Annotated in this window: 12 protein-coding genes; 10 read left to right on the plus strand and 2 right to left on the minus strand. The window is 41.7% G+C overall.

The annotated features are described in order from the left end of the window. The first annotated feature begins 84 nt into the window (after positions 1-84). The 3 genes from lpxB to ACT3QR_RS08450 all read left to right on the plus strand — a co-directional run bounded on the left by lpxB (position 85) and on the right by ACT3QR_RS08450 (position 3,835). On the plus strand, positions 85-1,401 hold the full coding sequence (gene lpxB, locus ACT3QR_RS08440; protein ID WP_444520902.1) for a lipid-A-disaccharide synthase: 1,317 nt from the start codon (positions 85-87) through the stop codon (positions 1,399-1,401). 22 nt (positions 1,402-1,423) lie between these two features. Beyond that, positions 1,424-2,302 (plus strand): ribonuclease HII, encoded by an 879-nt coding sequence (locus ACT3QR_RS08445; RefSeq protein ID WP_444520903.1) that lies wholly within the window; start codon positions 1,424-1,426, stop codon positions 2,300-2,302. Between the two features lie 291 nt (positions 2,303-2,593). Beyond that, entirely contained in the window at positions 2,594-3,835 is a 1,242-nt protein-coding gene (locus tag ACT3QR_RS08450; RefSeq protein ID WP_444520904.1) for a CAP domain-containing protein, read from the plus strand. A 132-nt stretch (positions 3,836-3,967) separates the two neighbouring features. Here the strand turns inward: ACT3QR_RS08450 and ACT3QR_RS08455 are convergent, their stop codons facing one another. Then, positions 3,968-4,633, minus strand: coding sequence for a DUF924 family protein (locus ACT3QR_RS08455; protein WP_444520905.1), 666 nt, complete (start codon positions 4,631-4,633; stop codon positions 3,968-3,970). 99 nt (positions 4,634-4,732) lie between these two features. Between ACT3QR_RS08455 and ACT3QR_RS08460 the strand changes: the two genes are divergently transcribed. The 4 genes from ACT3QR_RS08460 to ACT3QR_RS08475 all read left to right on the plus strand — a co-directional run bounded on the left by ACT3QR_RS08460 (position 4,733) and on the right by ACT3QR_RS08475 (position 10,022). After that, positions 4,733-5,974: a carboxynorspermidine decarboxylase gene (locus ACT3QR_RS08460; RefSeq protein ID WP_444520906.1), complete on the plus strand. Its 1,242-nt coding sequence runs from the start codon at positions 4,733-4,735 to the stop codon at positions 5,972-5,974. 275 nt (positions 5,975-6,249) lie between these two features. Beyond that, positions 6,250-7,524 (plus strand): saccharopine dehydrogenase NADP-binding domain-containing protein, encoded by a 1,275-nt coding sequence (locus tag ACT3QR_RS08465; protein WP_444520907.1) that lies wholly within the window; start codon positions 6,250-6,252, stop codon positions 7,522-7,524. A 254-nt stretch (positions 7,525-7,778) separates the two neighbouring features. Then, a complete protein-coding gene (locus tag ACT3QR_RS08470; RefSeq protein ID WP_444520908.1) occupies positions 7,779-9,434 on the plus strand; it encodes an alpha/beta hydrolase in 1,656 nt (551 codons plus the stop codon). A gap of 195 nt (positions 9,435-9,629) precedes the next feature. Next, positions 9,630-10,022: a GFA family protein gene (locus ACT3QR_RS08475; RefSeq protein ID WP_444520909.1), complete on the plus strand. Its 393-nt coding sequence runs from the start codon at positions 9,630-9,632 to the stop codon at positions 10,020-10,022. A 122-nt stretch (positions 10,023-10,144) separates the two neighbouring features. On the opposite strand, the gene htpX is transcribed toward ACT3QR_RS08475, so the two are convergent. Then, positions 10,145-11,056 carry a protease HtpX gene (gene htpX / locus ACT3QR_RS08480; protein ID WP_444520910.1) on the minus strand — a complete coding sequence of 304 codons (912 nt, stop codon included), beginning with the start codon at positions 11,054-11,056 and terminating at the stop codon, positions 10,145-10,147. Between the two features lie 165 nt (positions 11,057-11,221). Here htpX and ACT3QR_RS08485 point away from each other — a divergent pair, with 165 nt between their 5' ends. From ACT3QR_RS08485 to ACT3QR_RS08495, 3 genes are all read left to right on the plus strand, one after another. After that, positions 11,222-11,851, plus strand: coding sequence for a DUF7822 domain-containing protein (locus ACT3QR_RS08485; RefSeq protein WP_444520911.1), 630 nt, complete (start codon positions 11,222-11,224; stop codon positions 11,849-11,851). A 61-nt stretch (positions 11,852-11,912) separates the two neighbouring features. Then, positions 11,913-12,374 carry a methyltransferase family protein gene (locus ACT3QR_RS08490; protein WP_444520912.1) on the plus strand — a complete coding sequence of 154 codons (462 nt, stop codon included), beginning with the start codon at positions 11,913-11,915 and terminating at the stop codon, positions 12,372-12,374. Between the two features lie 138 nt (positions 12,375-12,512). Further along, a complete protein-coding gene (locus ACT3QR_RS08495) occupies positions 12,513-12,845 on the plus strand; it encodes a YnfA family protein (RefSeq protein ID WP_444520913.1) in 333 nt (110 codons plus the stop codon). The last annotated feature ends 126 nt before the right edge of the window (positions 12,846-12,971 follow it).

Here is a 12,971-nt window from a genome sequence, read left to right on the forward strand (position 1 = left end):
CAAAACCTATCACTGATTTATTGCGTTATATTTTATAATAACGATTTATCTTATTTTGTATATTTCTAATATCGAGAGCTTGTCATGACAGATTCTGCTACGTCTCATCACCATACTGACCTCATTCATCAAGCTGAGACGGATCTTCAACTACCAAGTGTAAAAGCTACATCACTAGTGATAGGTATCGTCGCAGGTGAAGTATCTGGTGATAGCTTAGGCGCAGATTTTATGCGGCAAATGAATAATCTACGTGATGATATTGTCTGGGTGGGCGTAGGCGGTACAAAGATGCAAGCACAAGGGTTACAGAGTATTTTCCCATTAGAGCGACTAGCAGTGATGGGGCTGGTAGAAGTGATGTCGCAGCTACCAGATTTGCTCAAAGCGCGCCGTGAGCTACTGAGTGCATTTAAAGCCGCTAGTATTGATTGGTTCGTCGGTATCGATGCGCCCGATTTCAATTTACGAGTATCCAAAAAACTAAAGCCCCAAGGCGTGTTCTGTGTGCAGTACGTCAGTCCATCTATCTGGGCATGGCGCGAGTCACGTATTCATAATATTAAAGCGGCGACCAATCTAGTGCTATGCCTATTCCCGTTTGAGTTGCCAGTTTACAAGCGACATAACCATCCGGCGATCTGTGTGGGCCATCCATTACTACGAACCATTGATCAGACGTTGATTGATATACCAATCAATCAACGTCGTAGTGAGTTGGTCTGGCACAATGATGGACTGCAGCAGTTTTTTATTGAACGCTTTGATGATGTGAGTCAGCTTATTTGTGTGATGCCAGGCTCTAGGCGCGGTGAAATTACGACTATTTTGCCATTGATGCTTGATGGTATTCAAAAGTTAATCCTATTAGATCCTAAGCTGTGCTTCATCATTCCAACGGTCGATCAAAACCATCAATATATCGTACAAGAGGTTATCGACCAACGCTCAGAGCAGCTGCGAGCAGCAATTGTAGTGGTCTACGATGATACCCAGCCAGAATTTAGCCAACATGCCATGGCGGCATCAGACATCGTGATGCTGGCATCTGGGACAGCAACGCTGGAGGCAATGTTGCTTGAACGGCCGATGGTAGTGGTCTATCAATTAAATCAGCTGACTTATCAAATTGCCAAGCGTCTGGTAAAAGTACCGTATGTGGCATTGCCTAATATATTGGCTAATGCGCCAATTGTACCTGAGCTGATTCAAGAGCAGGCGAGCGGTGACAATATTTGCCGAACCGTCATGCGTTTGCTGCAACCACGCGCTTATGCCGAGCAATTACACGATTTATTAGTGACAAAGCAGTCGTTACAACAGCAAAGTAACCATGAGCCTGCAAACAGTGTGATTGAGCAATGGTTTATCCAAAATACGACTAACGTCAATCCTAATTAAATGAAAAAGACCTTCTAATATTATGCATATTCAACACAGTACAGAAAGAGCAGTTCAAAAAATTGACATCAAGATTGAACACATTGATGTCAAAGGGCAATATGTTCAGCTAGCCACGCCCATACACTTATGTGGGCAAATCAATACCTCTGAGTTGCTAAATGAGTATTTGGCTAATAATGGCCAAAAGACAAATCAATCAATACTACAGATTGGCGTTGATGAAGCAGGACGTGGACCATTATTAGGTAGCGTTAATGTGGCAGCGGCAATATTACCGGCGACTTGGTCAGGATTAATTGAAGAACAACCGCTCAAAGAAACGCCGTTGTCGATACTGACAGATTCCAAAAAACTGAGTGAAAAAAAGCGAGATATCCTTTATCCATTGGTTCAGGAGCATGCTATTGGCTATATCATTGCTGATATACCAGCCGCAGTGATTGACCAAGTAAATATTCTACAAGCAACAATGCTCGGTATGCGCTTGTGTACTGAGTCATTATTAGACGTGATTTTTGCAAATTTCTTGATAGCTGGAAATGATAAAAGTATGTCGCTCGATCAATTAAAGATCGAAGTACTATTTGATGGAAATCGTTGTCCTGACCTGAATTATGATAGCTTTAACAAACTAGAGATAGTGCCATCTGCGATTGATTGTCAAGCGTGGGTAAAAGGAGATGCGCGCCATACTAGTATCGCTGCAGCCAGTATATTAGCAAAAGTAAGTCGTGACCAGACTATGTATGCACTGGATACTCAATATCCAGAATACAACATTGCCAAACATAAAGGTTATCCGACGCGCGCGCACATGGAGGCCATTGAAAAACATGGGGTCTTGCCAACGCATAGACGTAGTTTTGCACCAGTGAGAAAAGCTTTAGACGTAGAGTAGCTATAAACAAGTGACTGTATAGCAAATACCAAAAAAGAGTGATTTATAGATGATTTGTCTTCCTTAAAAATAGCCTAAGCCCAGTATTGATTTATAGGTCTAGAAAGAAACCTGTTACTTGCAGTCAGCGAGTAGCAGGTTTTTTACAAAATAATCAGCAAAAGTTCATTAATTATAATACAATAGATATTTATAGAAATAAAACACTGTCAAATCAGTTACTAACAACCTGTAGCTGATTTTTATTCTCATTGCTTTTCACAAGTAGGTTATTATTTTATAGGATGAGCGATGACTTCTTATACTTCTCAAAAAAATCTTGTGGCAGTGCTATTCTTGACGATGTTTCTTAGCGCTTGTGGAGGCGGCGGTGATTCTGATAGTGGCTCTACATCTGCTAATACACCAGACAGTGCACAAAATGATGAAGCTGCTCAGCCAATAACATCAGAACCTATTATTTCTGCTCCGATTATAGAGACACCAACTGAGCAAAGCGGCGATATCCCTAGTACTGGTGGTAATGGGTCAGCTGATAACAATATACAAGCAGCATTAGGTGCGAATAACCAATTTAGTTTGGCAAGAACCAGCTGTGGTCTAAACGGTCTATCCGTTGATACAGAACTAGACGATCTGGCTATCCATCACGCGAACTATATAAAGTATGTATTTGCTAACAGCTCACCAACCAGCTTTAATGCGCATTTCGAAAATGAAATAACTGATATTGCTAGTGCGACAGGCACCAACAACCCTTTTTTTAGTGGGTTGGATCTGGCAGATCGATTGATCAATGCGGACTATGGTAACTCCCAAGATGGTGTCACTGAAAATATTGCCCAGTATGTCTATTATAGTTCGGCGGGCAATTTTTCTAATACAGAGGCCGTGTCAAGTTCTATGGCGAAGTCGTTGTTGTCAGCACCATATCACCTGCGCTCTTTGATGTGGCCAACCTCTGATGTAGTAGGAACAGGTATGGTGACCTATACACCTAATGGCAAAAGTGCATCTAACAACAAAGGCTATGTTTTAGTCAGCAATGCTTCAGGGACAAAAACCACGGCAAATAAAACTCTTGAAGGGGTTTTTACTTATCCATGTCAAGGTGTGAAGGGGACGGTCACAGCGCTGTATAACGAAACACCAAATCCAGTCAGAGGCTCTGGGCGCAATTTACGCACTGATCCTATCGGACAGCCAGTTTATATCAATATGCCATCCGCTGATAAAGTTAAGGTCAACAACGTTAAATTTCATGATATACAGCGCAATATAGATGTACCGATTCAACTGCTTGATTTTGACAATGATCCGTACAAAGGTACGAATTACGCACTACCAACGAATGAAGCATTTATTTTGCCATTAACTGATGCATTCAAAAGCTGTGAGTCAGGTAGTAATAAAGGTGGCAATTGTGGACTTCATGGTAATAGTAAATATAAGGTCAGTTTTGATATTTTGGTAGACGATAAAACATTAGAGCAGCAGTCATTTACGTTTACCACTGGTAAGGTAAATTACTAAGAAGTATTTAATACGCTCTAAATATTTATCGTAAAAAAGGTCTGAACCAGTAATATGATCCAGCCCTTATTTTTATGTGATAATTTTTTGTGTAATAACTAGGCTGTCTTCAAGTAATATGAGAAATGTACTCTAAAACGATGAGTTAGGCTGTTTTAAAAAGTTCTTTTCATCTTCGGTTGAGGTACGATTTAGTACTTCATTACGATGTGGGTAACGACCGAATTGATCGATAATTTGTTTATGACGATGTTCAAAATCTAGCGTATTGGCATCATCTAATTGTTCAAACAATGGCAAATAACGCTTATGAATTACGGCTGACTCGGAATGCATGAACGGTATAATAATAAATCTACGCCATTGCATCGGTAGAGTATCAAAATAAGGCTGTTGAATGGCTTCTTGCGTCAGTGCTAAGGCCATACCATCTTGCGCAAATGCACTTGATTGTCCGCGACATAAATTGCGTGAAAACTGATCGAGTACAATAATTTCTGCTAAGCGTCCTGCCAATGCTGTTATCGAACTATTACCATCTAACGAAGACTCTGCGATACGCCAAGTGACACATTCGCCTTGTTTGGCTGCGTGCCAAATACTGCCAAACTTATCTTGTATCTGCTTATCAAAACGATCGTTTTGTTCAAACCAATAAGCTTCATTGTTTTTATCAAACCAAAAATCCAGCACGGCGCGCGCATCAGGTTCTAGATACGTCAAATCTATGTTTTCAGGATCCAATTGTGATGAATGAGATCGACTGGCTGAGGTGGAATAATCGGTTGAAAGTGACATAAGATATTCTAATTATAATGAATTTAGTCTACTATAGCGCAAATATTTATATCTGTCTGTCAAGATACCAACAGCAGGGTTTCTATTAGGTAATCTATTATGAATGCAAAAAATCTAGAGAATTCTACCAACGCATCATTGCCACCAACGCCTTACTATGTGCTTGATGAAGCGGCCATCGTTGCCAATGTGCAAATCATCGCTAGGCTATGTGAGTTGTCTGGTGCAAAAGCATTATTAGCACTAAAATGCTTTGCCACATGGGGTGTTTTCGATGTGATGCAGCCTTATCTGCATGGTACGACTTCGTCTTCACTGAACGAAGTCAGATTGGGCTATGAAACCTTTGGTAATAACGATGATGCCAATAGCAGCGATAAAAAAGAAACGCATGCTTATAGTGTTGCCTATAGTGCAGATGAAATCCCTGAAGTACTGAACTATGCGGATAAAATTATCTTTAACTCAATCTCACAGTTAACTGCTTTTAGCGCGCAAGCCGCCGCGCAAAATATACCCGTAGGTCTACGACTCAACCCTAAGACCAGCAACTCATCGTTTTTGATTGCTGATCCTGCGCGTCCCTTTAGCCGTCTTGGTGAGCACGATAAAGAGAAAATTGCAGCGGTACTTGGCGATATCACTGGCGTCATGATTCATAACAACTGCGAAAATGATAGCTTTGAAGCGTTTAGCGAAAGTTTGGCTGATATCGAAGAAAGGTTTGGTGATATCTTAGCGCAACTTGAGTGGGTGAGCTTGGGCGGTGGCATTCACTTTATCGCGCCTGATTATCCATTAGAAAAGTTGGCGGCACGTCTAAAAGCGTTTAGTGAAACCTATGGTGTGCAAGTGTACCTTGAGCCGGGTGAAGCCAGTATCCATGGCGCAGGTACGTTGGTGACCACCGTGTTAGATACCATGCATAATGAAAAAAACCTAGCAGTCGTTGATGCTTCTATCGAAGCGCACATGCTGGATTTATTGATATATCGTGAGTCTGCACCGATTGCAGCGATTAACCATACAGCCGCCAATATCGCGCCGATAGGTAATCCTGCGGAAGCTGCGCTGTCTGAAGTTAATACTGAGTCGGCAGGCAATACTATTATTTATGGTCGTTCTTGCTTAGCAGGCGATATCTTTGGTGAGTATGCATTACCGAGTAATCTTCAGATAGGCGATAAGATTGCTTTTGGTAATGCAGCTGGTTATACGATGGTTAAGAAGAACTGGTTCAATGGTGTTAACATGCCAGCGATTGTCATTCGCCGTTTGGATGGCAGTATCGATATCCAGCGCGAATTTGACTATCAAGACTATAAAGCTAGCTTGTCTTAGCATGATGCTTTTATGATTTTTCTGTATTAAAAAACAAAGGCTTAGTCTCGATAATGGATAATTTAAAGGTATCTGCTATTGATACATTATTTTTTACCGATAAAGGAATAAAAATTGTTATAATCGCCTCGGGCAAGTAATGGAGTATTGTTTGTCCGACGGGTGCGTGGGTTTTCCTCGGTCTTCCTTTTTAATTCACGCATATCATTCACTCGTTTCTGTTTTGCATAGCCACTATCGATGGTATCGACAGGGACCCAAAGGAGGATTGTTCATTGAACACAAACCAACAAGCTAAGTCTAACAAAAAAGACGTACTGATCATCGGAGCAGGCGGTGTCGCTCAAGTGGTCGCGCATAAATGTGCAATGCACAATGATGTACTTGGTGAGATTCATATCGCCTCGCGCACCAAAGACAAATGTGATGCCATCGCCCAAAGCGTAAAAGAAAAAGACAGCTTTAAGCAAGCTGCGGTCTTGCACACGCATCAAGTTGATGCCATGGATAGCCAAGCACTTGTGCAGCTAATACAAGACACTGAAATTCAAATACTTATTAATGTTGGCTCGGCATTTATCAATATGACCGTACTAGAAGCCTGCATTGAGACGGGTACTGCCTACATAGATACGGCCATTCATGAAGATCCACACAAGATTTGTGAGACACCGCCGTGGTACAACAACTATGAGTGGCAACGCAAAGACCGCTGTGCAGACAACAATGTTACTGCTATTTTAGGTGCAGGGTTTGATCCTGGTATGGTCAACGCTTATGCGCGTCTTGGCTATGACATGATGGATGCAGGGTCTGTGACTGATATTGACATCATCGATATCAATGCGGGTAGCCATGGCAAATACTTTGCAACCAACTTTGACCCAGAGATTAATTTCCGTGAGTTCACTGGTACGGTTTACTCTTGGCAAGATAGCAAGTGGCAGTCCAACAAAATGTTTGAAGTCAAACGTACGGACGATTTACCAGTGGTTGGTGAACAAAATAGCTACTTAAGTGGTCATGACGAGATCCACTCATTATCAGCTAATCTAGATGTACCAAACATTCGCTTTTGGATGGGCTTTGGTGAACACTATATCAATGTCTTTACCGTGCTACAGAGTTTAGGATTGCTGTCTGAGCAGCCAGTAACGACTGCTGAAGGTCAAGAAGTGGTACCGCTAAAAGTCGTCAAAGCAGTACTACCAGACCCAAGCTCGCTTGCACCGAACTATACAGGCAAGACCTGCATTGGTGACAAAGTCAAAGGCAAGATTAATGGTGTTGAGACTGAAGTGTTTATCTACAATGTCTCAGATCATAAAGATGCGTATAATGAAGTTGGTAGCCAAGGTATCTCTTATACCGCAGGTGTACCGCCTGTTGCTGCTGCTATGTTGGTCGCGACTGGCGAATGGGATGCAGGCAAGATGGTTAATGTCGAAGAACTAGATGCTAAACCATTGATCAATCTATTGAATAAGATTGGTTTGCCAACTCGTATCAAAGACGAGAATGGTGATAGAGCGCTTGAGTTTGATATTTAATTAGTCGTCATATCTGTTCTCAAGCCCATCTGACTTTAATTAAGTCAGGTGGGCTTTTTTCGTTTTTACATGCTCGAAACTAAGCAAAGATGAATTATTGTTAGTTCATTAAGCGTTATAGAGTTCAAATGAGAATGATTTTTAATATCATTTATAGGAAAAGTACGCTAGTATTGCACCTTTGTATCATTTGCTAGACATCTTGTAACGGGGGAGGTTAGAGGTTTGTCAGTAAATAAAAATAGGAGCAGTGGATGACATACGCACGATTTTTCTCTAAAAAATGGGTTACAGCAGGATTCACTTGTTTGTTATATTCGACGTCATTTTCGGCATTTGGTTTGGAGACAGCGATGTTAACGATTGAAAGTCCTCTAGAAGGTGAACTAAGTCATCCTAGTAGTAAAAAAAATAATACCAAACCTCAGCCACTGGATATCAATGTTCCTTGCGAGACGGGCGACTATTTGACTGGATATGTAGAGAGTGGTGATGTGATGACGATGGATGTCATAGATGCTACAGGAACGGTATCGCGCCGTTTAATTGATCATAAGAGTGGTAAGCAAAATTTTTATTTAGTGGCAGAAAACTGCGATGCGACATGGCGCTTGTCTGGATCAGGTGCGTACCAAGTAGTGCTTGAGCAACGTATCAGTTTAGCAGAACAGAACTTAGAAAGTGCTTTAGAAAGCTCTGACACATTACTCAGTCCAAAAGTAACAGCATTACGTGAGTCACTGACAAAAGGACAGAGTAGCGATAGTTTTTGGGCGGATGTAGAGGTATTAGGTACACCGCTCATTGAAGAGACTTCCTCTGGTACGGTGATGACATTTTTGGCGCGGGGCAATTATAACAACATAAAACTTTTAGGCGCACCTTCTAACAATCACGAGTCGCTACAACAGCTGGCTGATTCTGATGTTTGGTATAAGAGTTTTGTGGTGCCAAAAGATACCCATTTTTCTTATCAGATAGCGTTTAATGTGCCTCAACCACCAGAATCTGGATTTGCACGTAGAGTGGCGATAAGAGCTGTGGCTCAAGCTGATCCCTATAATTACCATCCATGGCCTCGTTCAGCAATTGACAAGTACACAACCAAATCTACTGTTGCGTTAGAAGGCGTGCCAAAAAGGCCTTGGGTAGATGTGCAAAAAGAAACCCCTAAAGGAGCGCTGTCTACTTTTAAATTTACCAGTGAGACATTAGGCAATACCCGTGACATTACTGTTTATACGCCTTCTATAAATAGTAATGCAGCAGGGGATGAAGTGTTGTTGTATATCTTTGATGCCGAGTCTTATATCAATACAGTGGAGCTACCAACGATATTGGATAATCTGATTATAGAAGGTAAAATCCCACCAGTAACAGCGGTATTTATTAGCAATCCTGATAGAGATGCTCGTGCACGTGAATTGCCCGCCAATCCAGTTTTTGCAGATGTCATGGCCAATGAGCTGGTGCCACAGGTGAACAAAAAGCTGCCAAGAGCAATACCAAAGGACAGAACGGTGATTGCAGGGTCTAGTTATGGTGGGCTAGCTGCCACGACTATCGCATTACGTCATCCTGAGGTGTTTGGCAACGTCATCTCTATGTCTGGGTCTTATTGGTGGAAGCCGAAAGACCAAACAGCAGATGATAAGCACTTTGTGGCGTCTGAAGTTATCAGAATGGATAAAGTACCGGTTCGGTTATTTTTGAGTGCTGGCGTGTTTGAAACGGCTCGTGGTGATAGTAGTAGCAACGGTATATTAGGAACCAATCGTCATCTACGTGACGTGCTGTTGGCAAAAGGATATGACACTCGTTATGAAGAGTATGGTGCAGGGCATGATTATTTTTCTTGGCGAGGAATAATAGCAGATGGTTTGATATCGCTTTTTGGGTCTGAGGAATAGAAGTAATATCTGTATTTTATATAAACAGTAGCGGCTATGGCAGGATAGCCGCTACTGTCAGAGCTAGCATTGATATTATGTTATTGTTTACCTGCTGCGATTAACTACCTTTGAATAAGCTTTAACTTGCAGGTTTGAAAAATAGCTCATCAATTTATACTTACGTTTGCTATTAATGAAAAAGGAGGCATTTCTATGGCAATCAAAGGAAGCTGTTTGTGTCGAAAAGTTATTTATGAAGTGGATTCCTTGGATATGCCTATTGCTCACTGTCATTGTCATACTTGCCGTAAAGCTCATGCAGCAGCATTTGCCACAGTAGCAGGTATTCAACGTGATAATTTTCGTTGGCTCAGAGGAGAGGAGTTTATTTCTACCTATGAATCATCAGCAGGAAAATTCCGTCACTTCTGTAAGTGTTGTGGTTCTCATTTAATTGCTCAAAGACCTGCACAGTCACATATTGTTCTTCGTGTGGCAACATTGGATGATGATCCTAAAATAAAACCTGAATCTCATATTTGGATGTCACACGAGCTGCCGTGGCTTGAATATGAAGATATGGAGCAGTATTCAGAAGGTCAGTGAGCTATTTATAATTAGCTTAATATTTGTTGTTTATAATAGTTCTGAATAACAAATAGTATTTCATAATAGTAATTTTAGTAGGTTGAACTCTGTGTGGCAGTGCACAAAGAGTCTGGCTATCTTTATTTACTCGGATTATATTCTCTCAACGCTGCAATACGGTCATCGAGCGTTGGGTGTGAGCGGAATAGATTTGCAATACTAAAGCCTTGCGTTTGCCCAGACGAGATTGCAAATGCTTTCATACTCTCAGGCATTTGGTCGGGGCGCTGTGCGGAAGGACGAAGCGCATTAAGCGCACTGATCATCTTTTCGCGGCTGGCAAGTTTTGCGCCCATCTGATCGGCACGAAACTCACGTAAGCGTGAAAACCACATCACGATAGCAGATGCCAAAAACCCAAGCAGAATATCCATCACAATACTGGTAATAAAATAGCCAATACCTGGACGATCACTGGTGTTTTTAAACACAGCACGGTCCACGAAATTACCGACAATACGAGCAAAGAACATCACAAATGCATTGAGCACCCCTTGAATGAGGGCTAAGGTTACCATGTCGCCATTGGCCACATGACCAATCTCGTGTGCCAATACGGCCTCGACCTCATCCTGATTCATATTCTGTAGTAGACCAGACGACACTGCCACCAGCGCTTTGTTCTTATTCCAACCAGTCGCAAACGCATTTGGCTGAGAATTATTAAAAATACCGACCTCAGGCATACCGATACTTACCGCTTTTGCTTGTTTGGTTACCGTATCGACCAGCCATTGCTCAGTAGCGTTACGTGGGGATTCTATGACGACCGTACCAGTTGATCTCTTTGCCATCCACTTTGACAAAAATAGCGATATCATCGAGCCAACCATACCGTAGATGCCGCACATAATGGCAAGGCTAACATAGTTAAGTCCGCCTGCTGTATGTACACCACCAAGTCCAAAAAACCTCGATAAAATACCGAACACAATGCTAAATACCACAATCACTGCTAAGTTGGTCAATAAAAATAATCCAATGCGCATCATGACGCTAACTTCCTATGTAAAGTGTCGGTATGGCCTCGATAGAGCACTCTCTAAGAGGTTTGTTTGCTATAGTTGTATCTAAATTATATTGAACGGGTGCTACTGCCGTAAAAAAGCCAAAACAGCGTATAGCGATTAATTTTATTATAAACTGAAGTGATTATTATGGCGAACCGTAGTTATTTGTATTCAACCAGTATTGTTCCCGAAGCAAATAAAAATGATAGCAGCCGTGTGTTAACTGGCATATCAGAATACAACTATGATATTCCAATCGTCTTTAAGGTGTTACTCTCTGGTAATCCGCAAGCCTGTCTGTCAGTGATTTGGGGTAATCCTGAAAAGATTGCTCTTATTGGAGATTATGCCAGCGGTGTGCAAAATCTTGAAGCATTCTTAGCAGGTATTACGCTACCTGCTGCTCAGGCTCCAATTACAGAAGCGCTTGGGTTTTTAAAAATGCCAGAGAACCAAAATCAGTATTGTATTTTGGAGTGTGGCGAGATTTTTGCTATGGGCGAGACGCCAATGGAAGCGCAAAATCTGGCACTTCTCAATCAAGTACAGAATCTGCAGCCTGAGATAGAGGCGGCATATCAGTCACTGCTGCCACCTGCGAAAGTCATGAATGAACAACCAAGGCCTATTGGCTTATTGGCAAAACTGTTTGGCCGCCGTCCGACACCCGCGAAGGCACTGTCTGTCAATGAATCTGAACAAGCTATCTTTAGTCTTGGTCTGGGACTTTGGTCGAATATTTTGTACTTTGACCTTTCTGAAAAGAGTGATGACTAAGGTTTATCTGTAGGGAATGTAGAAGTGTTATTAATGCTTTAAAGATAGAGAGGTTTTAATCATGAATGCCTTAGAACTTAAGGTTCCGCCTGTAGCGCAAGTTATTATTACAGCAGCTGTTATGTATGGCGCTTCTAAAGTCATACCTAATTTACAGTTCTATTTTAATGGATCAAATACGCTGGCGATTGGTTTAAGTGTCATAGGGCTGGGTAGTGGGGTCTTGGGTGTGGCTCAATTTAAAAAAGCACAAACCACTGTGAATCCGCATACGCCTGAAAAGTCTACAAACCTAGTGACAAGTGGCATTTATCGATATACTCGCAACCCAATGTATTTAGGATTGGTGCTTGTCTTGCTAGGTTGGGCTTTTTATCTGTCTCACTTTTTACCATTTATGTTAGTACCTGTTTTTGTGATTTATATGACACGTTTCCAAATACAGCCAGAAGAAAAAATGATGGCACAAAAATTTGGTAGAGAATATCAGGTTTATCTATCTAGAGTACGCAGGTGGATATAAAGCTTATAGAGTATTCAGTCGAGGTAAGGTGTACGATTGTACGGCTATAGAGGATAGAGTACTGGTTTTTGATAACACCGTATAATATTTGACAAGTTTTATTACTATTGAAAAATGTTGGGTGAGGAGTAGTAAGTTTTGACAGAATTAAAGACCTTTGGGCTGTTTGCGCTTACTGCATTGGCTGAGATTGCAGGGTGTTATCTGCCTTATCTATGGCTACGAGAAGGCAAGTCAATCTGGCTGCTGATACCTGGTGCGCTTAGTCTGGTTGCGTTTGTCTGGCTGCTGTCGTTACATCCGACTGCTGCGGGCAGGGTCTATGCTGCATATGGTGGTGTGTATATATGTATGGCGATTTTATGGTTGTGGACGGTCAATGGCATACGACCAACCACATGGGATATATTGGGTTCAGTAGTTGCATTGTTAGGAATGGCGATTATTATGTTTGCACCGCGCGGACCCTGATCAAAACCGAAGCTTCAGTCAAAACAGTATCTGGTTAAAAATGTAGTACTTATAAAAGCCGATGGCCAATCAAAAAAACACCAACTAAACGGTTAGTACGGCTAACTATAGGTTATCAGTTAATTC

Source organism: Psychrobacter sp. AOP7-B1-25, assembly GCF_052376195.1.
In the GTDB taxonomy this organism is placed as follows: Bacteria; Pseudomonadota; Gammaproteobacteria; order Pseudomonadales; family Moraxellaceae; genus Psychrobacter.